This is a genomic window from Micromonospora deserti, assembly GCF_003236335.1.
Classification (GTDB): domain Bacteria; phylum Actinomycetota; class Actinomycetes; order Mycobacteriales; family Micromonosporaceae; genus Micromonospora; species Micromonospora deserti.
This window is the reverse complement of record NZ_POUB01000034.1, coordinates 16277-32384: the sequence shown is the minus strand read 5'-3', so window position 1 is coordinate 32384 and position 16108 is coordinate 16277. Positions and strand designations below refer to the sequence as shown.

At 71.5% G+C, this 16108-nt stretch carries 18 protein-coding genes and 1 pseudogene; 2 read left to right on the top strand and 17 right to left on the bottom strand.

The features are described from left to right. Positions 1-70 (top strand): annotated as a pseudogene (locus C1I99_RS08095) (cob(I)yrinic acid a,c-diamide adenosyltransferase); the annotation flags it as partial. A gap of 32 nt (positions 71-102) precedes the next feature. Beyond that, positions 103-498: a VOC family protein gene (locus C1I99_RS08090; protein ID WP_111133588.1), complete on the top strand. Its 396-nt coding sequence runs from the start codon at positions 103-105 to the stop codon at positions 496-498. Between the two features lie 135 nt (positions 499-633). Here C1I99_RS08090 and C1I99_RS08085 read toward each other — a convergent pair whose 3' ends face one another. The 17 genes from C1I99_RS08085 to prmC all read right to left on the bottom strand — a co-directional run bounded on the left by C1I99_RS08085 (position 634) and on the right by prmC (position 16103). Continuing rightward, positions 634-1089 carry a DUF2550 domain-containing protein gene (locus C1I99_RS08085; RefSeq protein ID WP_111133587.1) on the bottom strand — a complete coding sequence of 152 codons (456 nt, stop codon included), beginning with the start codon at positions 1087-1089 and terminating at the stop codon, positions 634-636. A 12-nt stretch (positions 1090-1101) separates the two neighbouring features. After that, positions 1102-1386, bottom strand: a complete 285-nt coding sequence (locus C1I99_RS08080; RefSeq protein ID WP_111133586.1) for a F0F1 ATP synthase subunit epsilon — start codon at positions 1384-1386, stop codon at positions 1102-1104. 89 nt (positions 1387-1475) lie between these two features. Then, positions 1476-2618 carry an LCP family protein gene (locus C1I99_RS08075; RefSeq protein ID WP_111133585.1) on the bottom strand — a complete coding sequence of 381 codons (1143 nt, stop codon included), beginning with the start codon at positions 2616-2618 and terminating at the stop codon, positions 1476-1478. 211 nt (positions 2619-2829) lie between these two features. Continuing rightward, a complete protein-coding gene (gene atpD / locus C1I99_RS08070) occupies positions 2830-4266 on the bottom strand; it encodes a F0F1 ATP synthase subunit beta (RefSeq protein ID WP_111133584.1) in 1437 nt (478 codons plus the stop codon). Further along, positions 4266-5195: a F0F1 ATP synthase subunit gamma gene (locus C1I99_RS08065; RefSeq protein WP_111133583.1), complete on the bottom strand. Its 930-nt coding sequence runs from the start codon at positions 5193-5195 to the stop codon at positions 4266-4268. The genes atpD and C1I99_RS08065 overlap by 1 nt, the downstream gene beginning before the upstream one ends. A 3-nt stretch (positions 5196-5198) precedes the next feature. After that, positions 5199-6851, bottom strand: coding sequence for a F0F1 ATP synthase subunit alpha (atpA, locus tag C1I99_RS08060; protein WP_111133582.1), 1653 nt, complete (start codon positions 6849-6851; stop codon positions 5199-5201). Between the two features lie 90 nt (positions 6852-6941). Further along, the gene (locus C1I99_RS08055) at positions 6942-7766 is read right to left on the bottom strand and encodes a F0F1 ATP synthase subunit delta (protein WP_111133581.1); all 825 of its coding nucleotides are present in this window, start codon (positions 7764-7766) and stop codon (positions 6942-6944) included. After that, complete coding sequence (locus C1I99_RS08050; RefSeq protein WP_111133580.1) at positions 7763-8302, bottom strand: F0F1 ATP synthase subunit B; 540 nt, start codon at positions 8300-8302, stop codon at positions 7763-7765. The genes C1I99_RS08055 and C1I99_RS08050 overlap by 4 nt, the downstream gene beginning before the upstream one ends. Before the next feature lie 28 nt (positions 8303-8330). Beyond that, a complete protein-coding gene (locus tag C1I99_RS08045) occupies positions 8331-8558 on the bottom strand; it encodes an ATP synthase F0 subunit C (RefSeq protein WP_111133579.1) in 228 nt (75 codons plus the stop codon). A 65-nt stretch (positions 8559-8623) separates the two neighbouring features. Further along, on the bottom strand, positions 8624-9421 hold the full coding sequence (gene atpB, locus C1I99_RS08040; protein WP_111133578.1) for a F0F1 ATP synthase subunit A: 798 nt from the start codon (positions 9419-9421) through the stop codon (positions 8624-8626). A gap of 11 nt (positions 9422-9432) precedes the next feature. Further along, a complete protein-coding gene (locus C1I99_RS08035; RefSeq protein ID WP_111133577.1) occupies positions 9433-9669 on the bottom strand; it encodes an AtpZ/AtpI family protein in 237 nt (78 codons plus the stop codon). 204 nt (positions 9670-9873) lie between these two features. Further along, positions 9874-10323 (bottom strand): hypothetical protein, encoded by a 450-nt coding sequence (locus C1I99_RS08030; RefSeq protein ID WP_111133576.1) that lies wholly within the window; start codon positions 10321-10323, stop codon positions 9874-9876. Further along, complete coding sequence (gene glyA / locus C1I99_RS08025) at positions 10316-11605, bottom strand: serine hydroxymethyltransferase (RefSeq protein ID WP_111133575.1); 1290 nt, start codon at positions 11603-11605, stop codon at positions 10316-10318. Before glyA ends, C1I99_RS08030 begins: the two co-directional genes overlap by 8 nt. Before the next feature lie 56 nt (positions 11606-11661). Next, positions 11662-13773, bottom strand: a complete 2112-nt coding sequence (locus C1I99_RS08020) for a transglycosylase domain-containing protein (RefSeq protein WP_111133574.1) — start codon at positions 13771-13773, stop codon at positions 11662-11664. Between the two features lie 127 nt (positions 13774-13900). Further along, on the bottom strand, positions 13901-14512 hold the full coding sequence (locus C1I99_RS08015; protein WP_111133573.1) for an arsenate reductase/protein-tyrosine-phosphatase family protein: 612 nt from the start codon (positions 14510-14512) through the stop codon (positions 13901-13903). Then, a complete protein-coding gene (locus C1I99_RS08010) occupies positions 14512-15156 on the bottom strand; it encodes an L-threonylcarbamoyladenylate synthase (RefSeq protein WP_111133572.1) in 645 nt (214 codons plus the stop codon). Before C1I99_RS08010 ends, C1I99_RS08015 begins: the two co-directional genes overlap by 1 nt. Continuing rightward, positions 15156-16103 (bottom strand): peptide chain release factor N(5)-glutamine methyltransferase, encoded by a 948-nt coding sequence (gene prmC / locus C1I99_RS08005; RefSeq protein ID WP_199562044.1) that lies wholly within the window; start codon positions 16101-16103, stop codon positions 15156-15158. Before prmC ends, C1I99_RS08010 begins: the two co-directional genes overlap by 1 nt. Between the last annotated feature and the right edge of the window lie 5 nt (positions 16104-16108).

Sequence of the window (16108 nt, the reverse complement as noted above, 5' to 3'; positions counted from 1 at the left end):
GCTCTTCATCCTGGCAAGAACGGCAAATCCGGACGGAGATGTGCTATGGGTTCCCGGCGGTAAGCGCTGACCGCGCGGCCGCCGGCGCCGCCGGTCTCCCGCGTGGGCGCGTTGCACCACGTCGAGGTCTGGGTACCCGATCTGGCCGCCGCCAAGCGCAGCTGGGGCTGGCTCCTGGGCGAGCTGGGCTGGACGCCGTTCCAGGAGTGGCCGGCCGGCCACTCCTGGCGGCTCGGCTCGACCTACCTGGTCCTGGAGGAGTCCCCCGCGCTCTCCGGGCGGCGGCACGACCGGCTCGCCCCCGGCCTGAACCACCTGGCCTTTCACGCCGGCCCGCCGGCCGCCGTGGACCGGTTGGTGGCGGCGGCGCCGGCGTACGGCTGGACGCTGCTCTTTCCGGACCGGCACCCGCACGCCGGCGGCGCCGGGACCTACGCCGGTTACCTCACCGACGAGCAGGGGTACGAGGTGGAACTGGTCGCCTCGCCGAACCGGTGACGGTGGGAGACGAAGAAGCCCGACGGCGAGGGCAGGGGCGCGAGGTGCTTTCCTGGGGAGCCCGCCCGCGAAGGGTTCAAGCCTGACCGCCCGGAGCGGGTGGGCTCCCGGAAACAACCGGAGAGCGGGGCGGAGTCAGGCGGCGGGCCAGTCCTGGGAAGCCAGACGTGGCGAGGCCGCCCCCGGAGGGGCGGCCTCGAGCCAGGAGAGGAAGCCGGTGACCGTGGACCGCGCCATGGCGATCTCCACCGGAGCGTGGTGACTGGTACAGCGGAGAATGACCCAGTCGGCGGGCATCGAGAAGCGCTCCTGCCCTTCGGGCAGCCGCCGCCGCTCCACCGCCAGCCCCTTGCGGGAGAGCACCCGCTTGGGACGCAGGGCGAAGCTGAACATCCGGTACCAGCGGAGTTCGTCGCCGACGAACCGGCCGAAGCCCGGAGCCCACCCGCGACCGTCGAGCAGGGTGGAGGTCCGGACGCTGAGCCGGATGATGCCGCCGCTGCGGGTGACCAGGGCCCGCCGGACGAAGAGGATCAGGAGCGCGCCGAGAACGGCGGCGACGCCGATTCCGATCCCTTCGACAATCTCCATCGGCGGGTGGGCTCAGCGGCCCTGTGCGGCGGAGGCCGGGGTGGCGCTCTCGGCCAGCACGGTGACGCCCTCGGCGCTCACCGAGAGGAAGCCGCCGGCCACCTCGTAGGAGACCTGCTCGCCACCGGGGAGCTTGATGCGTACCTGGCCGGGCTCGGCGAGCTGGCCGAGCAGGGGCGCGTGCCCCGGCAGCACACCCAGCTCACCCTCGGTCGTCCGGGCGACGACCATCTCGGCCTCGCCTGACCAGACCTTCTCCTCGACGGCTACGAGCTCGACGTGTAGCTGCTGTGCCACGCTGTCTCCTTGCTGCGGCGGCGGGATGTCGAAAGTCTAGTCCCGCCGCCGACACGCCCCCAACGCGGGTGGCGAGAGCTAGGCCACGTCTACTTGGTCTTGTTCTGGAAGTCCGGGTGCTCCAGCAGGAACGCGTCCAGCTGCTCGTTGTGCAGAGCGGTGAAGAAGTCCTCCACCTCGGTCCGGAACTGCTCGCCCCGGTACCGCCCGCCCTCGATCAGGGCACCACCCGGCAGCTTGACCATCTGGATCGTCTCCGGGCGGATGTTCTTCAGGGCCAGACCGAAGTCGATCACGCTGTGGCCGCGCCCGCTGAAGATCAGCGACTGCCCGGCCGCCCGCAGCACCCGGTCCAGCTTGATCGGGTTGGTCACCACGTCGGCGCTGAGTGCCTGGCCCGCCATCGCCTTGACGAACTGCTGCTGGTGGCGCTGCCGGCCGTAGTCGCCGTCCGGCACGCCGTTCTTCGGGTAGCGCTGGCGGACGTAGTCCAGCGCCTGCCAACCGCTCAGGTGTTGGTTGCCCTTCTCGTAGACCGCCTGCGGCCCGATGTAGCCGGAGCCGTTCGGGTTGCCCTTGCGGTGGGTGCCGTCCGGCTCCCGGTGCTCGGAGCGCACCTCGCGCTCGATGTACATGTCGACGCCGCCCATCGCGTCGACGATCTTCTGGAACCCGTTGAAGTTGATGATCGCTCCGGCGTCGAAGCGCTTGATCCCGGTGACCTTCTGCACGGTCTTCGCGAGCAGCTCGAAGCCGCGGGCGGCGTCCGGGTTCCGCCCCGGCACCCGACTGCCGTACGACATCGCCGCGTTGAGCTTGTCGGTGCCGCCGTTGAAGTTGGCCTGGGAGAAGGCCGGGATCTCCACGTAGAGGTCGCGCGGCATGGAGAAGAGGTAGGCCCGGTCCAGTTCCGCCGGCACGTGCAACACCATGATCGAGTCGGCCAGCGGCGGCGTCTCCGGGTTGCGGGGGTCGATGCCGACCAGCAGGATGTTCAGCGGGCCCTTGATGTCGCTCTTGCGCTCGCTCGCGCCGGCCGCCTGGTCGCCGAAGAGGTCGGCCTTGCCGACCGCGCTCTCATAGCGGGCCATCAGCGCCTCGGTGCCGACCAGCACCACGCCGCTGAGCAGCATCAGGACCGCACCGAACACCGTGCAGACCCGGGACCACCGCGGCACCCCGGACCAGATGGACGACTTCCCGCCGCCCTTGCCGGCCTTACCCACGATCATCTCCGTTCGTCACGCCCACGATCAGGAGACGGGCGCGCGCAGCCGAAAGGTTGCACAGACGTGCGCGCATCCCGGTGAGCGCGCGCATGAACGGTACCTCGCGTGCGGCGTGCTCGCCGACCGCGGAGAACCGGGCAGCAGCGATGATAGGGCAGGAAGATGAACAAAAGGCCGCCCCGGTGTTACCGGGGCGGCCTTCGTCGGGCCGAGGTCAGCCCTTCATCAGCTCCGCCGCCTTGCGCTCCAGGTCGTCCAGGCCGCCGCACATGAAGAACGCCTGCTCGGGGAAGTGGTCGTACTCACCCTCGCTGATCTTCCGGAAGGCTTCGATGGTCTCCTTGATCGGAACCGTCGAGCCCGGTACGCCGGTGAACTGCTCCGCCGCGTAGGTGTTCTGCGACAGGAAGCGCTCGATCCGCCGGGCGCGGGCCACGGTGATCTTGTCTTCCTCGGAGAGCTCCTCGATACCGAGGATGGCGATGATGTCCTGCAGGTCCTTGTAGCGCTGCAGGATCCGCTTCACCTCGGTGGCCACCGCGAAGTGCTCCTGGCCGACGAACTCCGGGGCGAGGATCCGGGACGAGGACGCCAGCGGGTCCACGGCCGGGTAGATGCCCTTGTCGGAGATCGACCGCTCCAGGTTGGTGGTCGCGTCGAGGTGGGCGAACGTGGTGGCCGGGGCGGGGTCGGTGTAGTCGTCCGCCGGCACGTAGATCGCCTGCATCGAGGTGATGGCCTGGCCCCGGACGGAGGTGATCCGCTCCTGGAGCTCGCCCATCTCGTCGGCCAGGGTCGGCTGGTAACCCACCGCGCTCGGCATCCGGCCGAGCAGCGTGGACACCTCGGAACCGGCCTGGGTGAAGCGGAAGATGTTGTCGATGAAGAGCAGCACCTCCTGCTTCTTCACGTCGCGGAAGTACTCCGCCATGGTCAGCGCGGAGAGAGCGACCCGCAGCCGGGTGCCCGGCGGCTCGTCCATCTGGCCGTAGACCAGCGCCGTCTTGTCGATGACGCCGGACTCGGTCATCTCGGCGATGAGGTCGTTGCCCTCACGGGTGCGCTCACCCACGCCGGCGAAGACCGAGGTGCCACCGAAGTTCCGGGCCACCCGGGTAATCATCTCCTGGATGAGCACCGTCTTGCCCACGCCGGCGCCGCCGAACAGGCCGATCTTGCCGCCCTTCACGTACGGGGCGAGCAGGTCGATGACCTTGATGCCGGTCTCCAGCATCTCAGTCTTCGGCTCCAGGTCCGCGAAGGCCGGGGCCTTGCGGTGGATCTGCCAGTGGTCGTCCGGGTTGAGCGTCTCGCCCTCGCGGAGGTTGAGGCACTCGCCGATCGCGTTGAACACGTGACCCTTGACCGCGTCGCCGACCGGCACGCTGATCGGCGCGCCGGTGTCGCGCACCTCGGTGCCGCGGACCAGGCCGTCGGTCGGCTGCATCGAGATGGCGCGGATCAGGTTGTCACCCAGGTGCTGGGCGACCTCCAGGGTCAGCGTCTTCTCGCCGCCGGAGAGCGTCACGTCGACGTGCAGGGCGCTGAACAGGTCCGGCATGGCGTCGCGCGGAAACTCGGCGTCGACGACCGGGCCGATGACCCGGACCACGCGACCCGTGGCCGTCTTGGTCTCTACTGGGGCAGTCATCACACTTCACTTCCCGACGCGGCCAGCGCGTTCGCGCCGCCGACGATCTCGCTGATCTCCTGGGTGATCCCGGCCTGGCGGGCCGAGTTCATCTCACGCGTGTACTTCTCGATCATCTCTTCGGCGTTGTCGGTGGCGCTCTTCATCGCCCGCCGCCGGGCCGCCGACTCGCTCGCCGCCGACTCGATCAACGCCGCGTAGATCCGCGTGTTGATGTACTTCGGCAGCAGCGCGTCGAGCAGCGCCTCCGCCTCCGGCTCGAACTCGTACGCCGGGAGCAGGCCCTCGGACCGCGGGCGGTCCTCGACCTCCATCGGCCCGATGATCTTCGCGATCGGGGTCTGGGTCATCAGGGACTTGAACTCGGTGTAGACGATGTGCAGCTCGTCGATCCCGAGCACCCCGTCCGCCCCGGGGCCGCCGTCGACGTCGTCCGCGCCGGCCGAGAACGCCTTGATCAGCGTCTCGCCCACCGTGCGGGCGTCGGCGAACGCCGGCTGCTCCGAGAACCCGGTCCAGTTCGCCTCGATCGGCCGGTTGCGGAACCGGTAGAACGTGACGCCCTTGCGCCCGATCACGTAGAGCACCGGCTCCTTGCCGTCGGCCTTCAGCCGGGCGATCAGCGACTCCGCCGTCTTGATCGCGTTGGAGCTGTAGCCGCCGGCCAGCCCTCGGTCGCTGGTGATCAGCAGGACGCCGGCCCGCCGTACCCGCTCACGCGGGGTGAGCAGCGGGTGGTCGATCCGCGCGTTGGACGCCAGCGCCGTGAGCACGCCGGTGATGGCCCGGGCGTACGGCAGGGACGCCTCAACCCGGGCCTGGGCCTTGGCGATCCGGCTCGTCGCCACGAGCTCCATCGCCTTGGTGATCTTCTTCATCGACTTCGCCGAGCGGATCCGTTGACGAAGAACGCGAACCTGGGCCGCCATCGGTCAGCTCTCAGCCGGGCGGTCGGTCGTGCCGTCGCGGAACCGGGTCACCGTCTCGCGGTTCTCCTCGCCCGCCAGCGGCTGCGCCGGCGGCTCGTTGATCCGGCGCTCGTCCTCCTTGCCGAGGAAGAGCCGCTTGAACTCGGTCACCGCCGAGTCGAGCGAGCTGACGATGTCGTCGTCCCACTTGTTGTCGGTGATGGCCGCCAGGACGCCCTCGTGCTTGTGGCGCAGGTACTGGAGGAACTCCGACTCGAAGCGGCGGACCTCGCCGACCGGGATGTCGTCCAGCTTGCCCTCGGTGCCGGCCCAGACCGAGACGACCTGCTCCTGCACCGGGTACGGCGAGTAGTTCGCCTGCTTGAGCAGCTCGACCAGGCGGGAGCCGCGCTCCAGCTGCGCGCGGGAGGCCTTGTCCAGGTCGGAGGCGAAGGCGGCGAACGCCTCCAGCTCGCGGTACTGGGCCAGGTTGAGCCGGAGCGAACCGGCGACCTTCTTCATCGGCTTCACCTGGGCGGCGCCACCGACCCGGGAGACCGAGGTGCCGACGTTGATCGCCGGCCGGACGCCCTGGTTGAACAGGTCGGTCTCCAGGAAGATCTGGCCGTCGGTGATGGAGATGACGTTGGTCGGGATGAAGGCCGAGATGTCGTTGGCCTTCGTCTCGATGATCGGCAGGCCGGTCATCGAGCCGCCGCCCATCTCGTCGGAGAGCTTGGCGCAGCGCTCCAGCAGCCGGGAGTGCAGGTAGAAGACGTCACCCGGGTACGCCTCGCGGCCCGGCGGACGGCGCAGCAGCAGCGACACGGCCCGGTACGCCTCGGCCTGCTTGCTCAGGTCGTCGAAGACGATCAGGACGTGCTTGCCGCCGTACATCCAGTGCTGCCCGATGGACGAACCGGTGTAGGGGGCGAGGTACTTGAAGCCGGCCGGGTCGGAGGCCGGAGAGGCGACGATGGTGGTGTACTCCATCGCGCCCGCCTCCTCCAGCAGGCCCTTGATCGAGGCGATCGTGGAGGCCTTCTGGCCGACGGCGACGTAGATGCAGCGGACCTGCTTCTTCGGGTCGCCGGAGCGCCAGTTGTCCCGCTGGTTGAGGATGGTGTCCAGCGCGACCGTGGTCTTGCCGGTCTTCCGGTCACCGATGATCAGCTGGCGCTGGCCCCGACCGATCGGCGTCATCGCGTCGACGGCCTTGAGGCCGGTCTGCATCGGCTCGAAGACGGACTGCCGGGCCATCACGTTCGGAGCCTGGAGCTCCAGCTCGCGGTAGCCCTCGTTCGGGATGTCGCCGAGGCCGTCGATCGGCTGACCGAGCGCGTTGACCACGCGGCCGAGGAAGGCGTCGCCGACCGGTACGGAGAGCACCCGGCCGGTGCGCTTGACGCGCTGCCCCTCCTCGAGGCCGGCGAAGTCACCGAGGACGACGACACCGATCTCCCGGACGTCGAGGTTCAGCGCCACGCCCAGCGTGCCGTCCTCGAACTCCAGGAGCTCGTTGGTCATGGTCGAGGGGAGGCCCTCGACGTGGGCGATGCCGTCGCCGGCGTCGGCGACGGTGCCGACCTCCTCGCGGGAGACGTCGGACGTGTAGGAGGAGACGTAGCGCTCCAGGGCGCCGCGGATCTCCTCCGTCGAGATGGTCAGCTCGGCCATCCTCTGCTTCCTTAAGTATCAGGGGCCCGGGATACCTAGTACCGACCGGTCCGAATGGCGTCTATTCAGGGCGCTGGGCGGCGGGGCCGGTCAGCGCTTCGCGAGCGCGTTGCGGGTCTCGTTGAGGCGGCGCAGGACAGTGCCGTCGTACAGGTCGGAGCCGACCCGCACGCTCATCCCACCCAGGACTTCGGGATTCACCGTCTGCTTGACGGAAACCTCTCGACCGTATATCGCGGAGAGACTCGCGCCCAGCCGGCGCTCCTCCTCTTCACTCAACGGGGCCGCGACGGTCACGTACGCCACCTGCCGGTCCCGCCGGTCGGCGGCGAGTTCGACCAGCCGGGTGAGCGCACCGGTGAAGGAGCGTCCCCCGAACCCGCCCAGCGCCACCTCGACGAGGCGGACGGTGACCGGGCGGGCCTTGCCGTCGAGCAGTTCGCGGGCCAGGGTGGCCCGCTGCTCGGCCGGGGCCATCGGGTTGCCCAGCGCGTTGGAGAGCGCGGGCTGACCGGCGACCACCTGGCCGAAGCGGAACAGCTCGTCCTCGACCTCGCCCAGGTCGCCGGCGGACTCGGCTGCGGCGAGCAGGGCCTCGACCCCGAGCCGCTCGGCGCCGTCGAGCAGTTCCGACGGCGCCGACCACCGGCCGGAGACCAGCGCGGTCAGCAGGCCGAGCGCGTCCGCGCCGACCTTGCCGCCGAGGATCCCGGTGAGCAGACCGGCGCGGTCGTCACCGGAGCGGGCCGGATCGGAGAGCGCCCGGCGCAGCCGCGGCTCGCGCCGCAGCAGGGCGGCGACGGAGAGGAGTTCGTCGGCGGTGGCGGCCACCGCCGACGGCTCCGCGCCGCGGACGTACGCGTCGAGGCGCTCGGCCGCGACCGTGTACGACTCCCGGCTGGCGGCGTGCATCAGCGGGCCCCCGCGCTCTCGAGACCGCTCAGGAACCGGTCCACGGTGCCCTTGCGGCGCGCCTCGTCGGCGAGCGACTCACCGACGATCTTGCTGGCCAGGTCCACCGCGATGGTGCCGACCTCGGTGCGCAGCTCGCGCACGATGGTGGCCCGCTCGGCGGCGAGCTGCTCCTTGCCGGCCGCGATGATCCGGTCGGACTCCTCCCGCGCCTTGGCGAGGATGTCCTGGCGGATGCCCTCGGCGTCGGCCCGGGCGTCATCCCGGATCTTGGCGGCGTCGGTCCGCGCCTCGGCGAGCTGCGCGCGGTACTGCTCGAGCAGCTGGTTCGCCTCGGCCTGCGCGGCCTCGGCGCGCTTGATGCCGCCCTCGATCGCGTCGACCCGCGCCTGGAACGTCTGCTCCATCCGGGGGAAGACGAACTTCATCAGCACGAAGCAGAGCACGGCGAAGGCGATGGTCCCGACCACGAGCTCCTGCCAGAGCGGAATGATCGGGTTGTGGGACGCTTCACCACCCTCGGCGGCGAGCAGGAACATGGAAAACCTCCCGGTCGAAGGGCGGGGGTCAGCCGGCCCAGATGAAGCCGAACGCGATGCCCAGCAGGGCGAGCGCCTCGATGACGGCGAAGCCGATCCAGACGTACGGCAGGGTCATCCGGGACGACTCCGGCTGGCGGGCGGTCGACTGGATGTAGGCGGCGAAGACCAGGCCGACGCCGATACCCGGGCCGATGGCGGCGAGGCCGTAGCCGATGGCGGCGGTGCTGCCCTCTACCGCGGCGACGATGTCCATTAGTGGGTTCCTCCTGGTTATCACGCGTGACGGTCACGCGGGACGACAACGGTTGGTGCGGTGGATCAGTGCTCTTCGGCGAGCGCGCCCTGCACGTAGCTGGCGGTCAGCACGGTGAAGACGTAGGCCTGCAGGACGATCACCAGGAACTCGAGGAAGGTGAGCGCCACGGTCATCACCCAGGACAGCACCGAGACCGGCGCGAACCAGGCGTTGGCGTTGAGCATCGCGAAGCCGCCGAGCGTGAAGACCAGCAGGAGCATGTGGCCGGCGAACATGTTCGCGAAGAGACGCACGGCCAGCGAGAACGGCCGGACGAGGAAGGTCGAGAAGAACTCGATCGGGATCAGCAGCGGCAGGATGTACCAGGGTGCCGGCGGGATCAGTGAATTCCTGATGAATTTGCCGGCGCCGTGGTGCCGGATGCCCGCGTAGATGAAGAGCACGTAGCTGATCACCGCAAGGATCGCGGGGAAGGCGATGTGCGAGTTCGGCGAGATCTGGAAGCCCGGCAGGATGGCGAAGAAGTTGGTCAGCAGGATGAAGCAGAACAGCGTGGTGAAGTACGGCGCGAACCGCACACCCGCGTGCCCGATCATGTCGACCGCGATGTTGTTCCGCACGAAGCCGTAGATCGACTCGGCGAACCACTGCTTCTTCGTCGGCACCAGCTGCGGCTTCCGGTAGCTGACCAGGAAGAAGATGATCAAAACGCCGACGGCGATCCAGACCATCGCGGTGATCTTGGTGAACCAGTAGGAGTTCTCCGCACCCCACGGCAGGATGCTGGGCAGGTAGAAATCCTCCACGCTGGGTGGGAATGCTGCCTCGCCCTGTGCCAGGACGTTCGCCTGTCCGAACACCGCGTCCCTTCCTAAGTAGGCGTGCCGAGTCGGCGGACGACCAGGACGATCCCCCCGGCCATGCCGAGCACGACGCCGATCCCGGTGGCGATGCCGCCGGTGTCGAGCCACTGGTCGACCAGCCAGCCGATGAAACCCCACACGAGCATGCCCGTGATCAGGTACGCGAGCGCGGTCCAACCTTGGCCGGCACCGGTCGGAACATCGTCCGGGCCGCCGCCGGTTCGGGGGTTTTGGTCACCAGCCATGACGGGGCGAACGATATCAGTCGGGGAGACGAGGCTGTGCCTCACCCCCCGCACAACCGTGGTTGTGTGGGCCTCGGGCGGGCAGGGTCGTCTGTGGGCACGCTACTCCCCTTCCGCCGGCCAGAAAATGACCGATGGCGGACACATTTCGCCGGCGTCCGAGGGGTGGGACAGCGCCGGTGGTCATCGCGGTGTCCACCGTGCTCACCCGCCGCGAACGCCACCCGCCCGGCGGGCGTGCACGGTGGTGAGCCACCAGATGTGCACGCCGGTCCAGCCCACCACGCCGGCGGCGATGCCGAGGCAGAGCGGGATCAACCCGGCCCAGCCGGTCGACGCCACGCCGACCATCACCACGCCGAGCAGGGTGAACTTGGCGGCGTACAGGCCGAGCCCGAACGGCAGCACCAGCTGCGGGTTGACCTGGTCGGCCCAGGCCAGCACCACGGTGGTCAGGGTGTAGCTGGCCGCCGTCACACCCACCCCGAGCGCCGCGCCGAGGGCGGCCACCGCGCCGCCGGTCACCGCGCCGGCCAGCGCCGCCGTGACCATCAGCAGGCCGGTGGCGGCCAGCAGCACCGGCAGGTGCCGCAGCCGCCAGCGCCGGTCGGCCGCCGCGGTCGCCGCCGCGCCGCGCACCCCCGGCTCAGCCACGGGGGTACGCCGGGAACTCGGCGACCAGCTCGGCCACCTCGGACGCCACCCGGGCCAGCTTGTCGGCGCCCCCGGGTGCGGCGGGATCGGTGTGCACCGCCCGGGCGATCAACCCGGCGACCTGACGCATCTGCGGTTCCCGCATGCCCTGGGTGGTGACGCTGGGCGTGCCGACCCGGATGCCGGAGGCCACCATCGGCTTCTGCGGGTCGTACGGGATCGCGTTCTTGTTCAGGGTGATGGCGGCGGCGTCGCAGCGCGCCTCGGCGTCCGCGCCGGTCACCCCCGTGCCGTGCAGGTCGATCAGCGCCAGGTGGGTGTCGGTGCCCCCGGAGACCGGCCGCATCCCCTCGGCGGCCAGCCCGGCGGCCAGGGCCTGCGCGTTGCGCACCACCTGCGCGGCGTACGCCTGGAACTCGGTCTGCGCGGCCTCGCGCAGCGCGACGGCCTTGGCCGCCACGGCGTGCATCAGCGGGCCGCCCTGGGTGAACGGGAAGACCGCCTTGTCGATCCGCTGGGCCAGCGACTCGCGGCAGAGGATCATCCCGCCGCGCGGGCCGCGCAGCACCTTGTGGGTGGTGAAGCAGACGACGTCGGCGTACGGCACAGGCGACGGGATGGCCCGGCCGGCGACCAGCCCGACGAAGTGCGCGGCGTCGACCATGAGGTAGGCGTCCACCTCGTCGGCGATCTCCCGGAACCGGGCGAAGTCGATCAGCCGGGGGTACGCGGTCGCGCCGCAGATGATCATCTTGGGCCGGTGGGCGAGGGCGAGGTCCCGCACCTCGTCGTAGTCGATCAGCTCGGTGTCCCGGCGGACGGTGTACCCGACGGTGGCGAACCACTTGCCGGAGAAGTTCACCCGGCTGCCGTGGGTGAGGTGCCCGCCGTGCGGCAGGTCCATCGCCAGGACGGTGTCCCCCGGCTGCACCAGGGCGGCGTACGCGGCCAGGTTGGCGCTGGCGCCGGAGTGCGGCTGGAGGTTGGCGTGCTCGGCGCCGAAGAGCTCCTTCGCCCGCGCGATGCCGATCTCCTCGGCCCGGTCCACCTCCGCGCAGCCGCCGTAGTAGCGCCGGCCCGGGTAGCCCTCGGCGTACTTGTTCGTCAGCGTGGAGCCGAGCGCGGCCAGCACGGCGGGCGAGGTGAGGTTCTCGCTCGCGATCAGTTGCAGGCCGCCCCGGAGCCGGTCCAGCTCGCCGAGCACCACCCCCGCGATCTCCGGGTCGGTGGCGCGGAGCTGGTCGAAGTCCGGCCCCCAGAAGGTGCTCGTCTCGGTGTCCACAGCGCCAGAGTCTATTGGGCCGCACCCGGGAACGGGCCGGTCGGCGCCGCCCGGGCTCAGTCGCCGGTCCGGGCGCCGGTGACCTGGAAGGCCGTCACCTCGCTGGGCGGCACGAAGTCCCGAACCGGCTCGTCGCGCAGGGCGAACGACATCATCTCGCCCACCGCCTGCACCATCCGGCCCTGCACCGCCTGGCCCACCGCGTCCCGCGGATCGTCGGGGTTGGCGGCGATCGAGGCGACCGCCAGCTGCGGGGTGAAGGCGACCACGGTCTCCGTCGCGTACCCCTCGGAGCTGCCGGTCTTGCCGGCCACCGGGCGGCCCAACTGCTCACGCAGCCCGGACGCGGTGCCGCCGTCGCAGCGGCCGTACATCGACTGGTCGCCGACCGGGCAGCGGGCCGCGTCCGCCGCCGCGCGGGCCACGTCGGCGTCGATCACCTGACGGCAGTCCGGCCTGGCCGCGGCCACCGGACGGCCGGCGGCGTCGGTGATCGAGACGACCGGGAGCGGCGCGCACCACGTCCCCTCGGCCGCCACCGCCGCGTACGCGCCGGCCAGGTCGAGCGGGGTGGTCGCGGAGACGCCGAGGGTGAACGGCCCCCAGTGGCGCGCGCCGTGGCGGGCGAGCCGGGCGTCGGACTCGGCGCGGAACACGATCCCGAGCCGCTCGGCCATCTCCACCACCCGGTCCGCGCCCACCCGCTCGGCCAGCCAGGCGAAGTACGTGTTGACCGATTCGCCGAAGGCGGTCCACATGGTGTGCCGCCCGTCCATCGACTCGTTGGCGTTCCCCGGGCACCAGTAACCGTCGCAGCTCGCCGGCCCGCTGACCGGGTAGCCGGTGACGATCCGGGCCGGCGCGTCGTACTCGGTGCCCAGCGGGAGCCCGGACTCCAGCGCGGCCAGCAGGGTGAACAACTTGAACGTCGAGCCGGCCTGGTAGCCCTCGATCGTCCCGCCGCCGGCCACCAGCTGGTTGACCGTGTTCGGGTGGTTCTTCCGCCCGGGCGGGTTGGCCTCCACGCTGTAGGTGCGGTTCACCGCCATGGCCAGCACCCGGCCGGTGCCGGGCTGGACCACCGCGGTGGGCAGCGCCCGGCGGTCGGTCGTCGGATAGATCCGGCGCACCTGCTCGGTGGCGGCGCGCTGCACCCCCGGATCGAGCGAGGAGACGATCGTGAAGCCACCCCGGCGCAGCGTGAGCTGCCGCTCGTCGACCGTCGCCCCGAACGCCGACTGCGCGTTCCACCAGCGGGTGAACCAGTCGCAGAAGAAGCCCCAGTCGTTGTGCGCGGCGGGAACCGCGGTGCAGTCGTTCGGCGTCTCGCTGGGCCGCAGGTTCAGCTGCTCACCCTTGGCCCGGGCCGCCTCCTCGGGCGGGACCTGGCCGGACTCCACCAGCCGGTCCAGCACGTACGCCCGGCGGGCCAGGGCGCTGTCCGCGTCGCCGTTGATCGGGTCGTCGGAGTGCGGCGAGCGGACCAGGCCGGCGAGCATCGCGGCCTCGGCCAGGGTGAGGTCGGCCGGTGCCTTGGAGAAGTACCGCTTGCTGGCGGCGGCCACCCCGTACGCCCCGGCGCCGAAGTACGCGATGTTGAGGTAGCGGGCGAGGATCTCGTCCTTGGTCAGCTCCCGCTCCAGGGCCAGCGCGTACCGCATCTCCTGGATCTTGCGGACGGTGCTGACCTCGGTGGCGGCGGCCCGCTGCCGCTCGCTGAGCCGGGGGTCGCTACTGAGCACGTTGCGGACGTACTGCATGGTCAGCGTGGAGGCGCCCTGCCGGGTGGTGCCGTCTCGGCTGTTCACGGTGAAGGCCCGCACCACGCCGCGAATGTCGACCCCGCTGTGCTCGTGGAACCGTTCGTCCTCGGCGGCCACGATCGCCTGGCGCATCACCGGCGCCACCTCGGCCAGCGGCACGTCCACCCGGTCCTCCTGGTAGAAGGAGGTGATCAGGGTGGCGCCGTCGTTGGCGTAGAGGTTGGAGCGCTGGGCGGTGGGCGGCGTACGCAACGTGTTCGGCAGCTCGGAGTACGGCGCGGCGAGCGCCGAGAAACCCACTCCGAACACCAACGCGACCGGCAGCGCCGCCGCCGCGAGCACCAGCCCGGCCAGGACGCCGGCGATCAGCACGGTCATGATCTTTTCGAGATGTGCCCGGGTCATCAGCTCTCCCCGCAGGAGCCGGTCGCGCTAGGACCCGTTCAGAATGACCCGATTTGACCCTTCGGTGACCTCTTTCCCCCAAACCCGCAGGAAACTCGCAAGCCGTATCACCCGTACGGCGGCCGGGTCAGGGCAGCAGCGCGGCGGCGAGGGGGTGGACCGTCTCCTCGATCTCGTCGGCGACCCGGCTGAAGCACTGGTCGCCCCGCCCCCACGGGTCGTCGAGGTCGTCGGTGGGTAGCGGCGTGGTGCCCCGCCGGGCGGCGTGGACCGCCGCCACCAGGGCCACGCCCCGGGCGTACACCCCCTCCGGGGTGGCCTCGGCCGGCGGCAGCCCGGCGGCGTCCACCGCCGCCAGCAGCCGGCCGAACTCGCCGAGGACGAAGGTGCGCGCCGCCGCGTCCGGGCGCAGCGCCACCACGTACTCCTGCTGGTCGGCGGTGGCGGTGAGGACGAGATCCGCGGCGTCGATGTGGTCCGAGCGGAGCTTGCGCGCGGCGAACCCGGCGACGCTGCCGCCCCGGCTGCCGACCTGGCGGGCCGCGGGCGGGTTCATCTCCTCCCCGGCGTGCCAGCCGCCGGTGCCGGCGCTGTGGCTGTGCAGCAGTTCCTCGGCGCGGCGCGGATCGAGTTCCCGCCGGGCCAGCCGCTCCCGGACGGCGAGGGCCAGCAGCCGCTCGGCCATCGGCGACCGGCAGATGTTGCCCATGCACACGTGCAGCACGGTGAACGGAGGCACTAGGCCACCTGGCTCTCGACGATGTCCGGCACCACGTCGCGCAGCTTCTCCAGCGGGACGGCACCCTGGCGCAGGACCTGCGGCACCTCGCCGGTGAGATCCACGATCGTGCTCGGCACCGGATCCGGGGCGGGCCCGGCCTCCAGGTACGCCCGGACCGAGTAGCTGAGCTGGTCGCGGGCCGCCTCGGCGGTGACCGCCGGCGGCTGGCCTGCCTTGTTGGCCGAGGCGACCGCCATCGGCCCGGTCTCCCGCAGCACCTCCAACGCCACCGGGTGCAGCGGCATCCGCACCGCGACGGTGCCGGAGGTGTCGCCGAGGTCCCAGCGCAGGCTGGGCGAGTGCTCGACCACGATGGTCAGCGCACCAGGCCAGAACGCCTCGACCAGCTCCCGCGCCGCGCTGGGCAGCGAGAAGACCAGCCCGTCCAGGGTGTGCCGCGAGCCGATCAGCACCGGCGGCGGCGCCGGCCGGCCGCCCTTGGCGTCGAGCAGGGCCTTCACGGCGTACGGGGTGAACGCGTCCGCGCCGATCCCGTAGACCGTGTCGGTGGGCAGGACGACCAGCTCGCCGTTCTTGACCGCCTCGATGGCCGCAGCGATGCCGCGGTCCCGGTCGGCGGGCGACCGGCAGTCGTAGAGCATCACGAGGAAGCAGTCTGCCACGCCGGGCCGGGGCCGGCGTGCTGGCCGTCCGCCCGGCGGGACGCGGTGGCGAAGCGGGGCCGCCCGGCGAGGTCCGGATGGTCCGCGATCGCCTCGTACCGGCCGTCGGCGGCGAGCAGCCCGGGCACCGCCGTGCCGTGCGTGTCGTCGTGCTCGACGCCGAGCACCCCGCCGGGGCGCAGCAGCACCGCCGCCCGGGCGATCACCGGCCGGATCACCGCCAGCCCGTCGGCGCCGCCGAAGACCGCGTCCGCCGGATCGTGCCGGTCCACCTCCGGCGGCACGACCGCGCCCGCCGGCACGTACGGCGGGTTGCACAGCAGCACGTCGACCCGGCCCGCCAGGTCGGCCAGCAGGTCCGGCGCGGTGACGTCCGCCGCCACCACCCCGACCGGCCGGTCCCCCGCCGCGGCCCGGGACGCCGCGTTGCGCCGCAGCCAGGACAGCGCGGCGGGCGAGCCCTCCACCGCCACCACCCGGGCGGCCGGCAACTCCTGGGCGACCGACAGCGCGATCGCGCCGGAACCGCTGCACAGGTCCACCACCAGCGGAGCCGGCCACCGCCGGCCCTGCTCGACGCCCCAGCCGGCCAGCAGCTCGGTCTCCGGGCGGGGCACGAAGACGCCCGGCCCGACCGCCAACTCCAGGTGCCGGAAGGCGGCGCTGCCGGTGAGGTGCTGCAACGGCTCCCGGTCGGCCCGCCGGGCGACCAGCGCGTCGAAGCGGTCCAGCTGTTCCGGGGTGAACCCGTCCGCCAGCGCGAGTCGCCCCCGGGGCACCCCGAGCAGGTACGCGGCGAGCAGTTCAGCCTCGGCCCGCGCCGCCTCGACCCCGGCGGCGGCGAGCGCCCGGGCCGCCCGGGCCACCGCCGCGGAAGGGCGTTCCCGTTTCGTCCCTTCGGACGGGTGTTGCGGCAGCGTGCTCACGACAT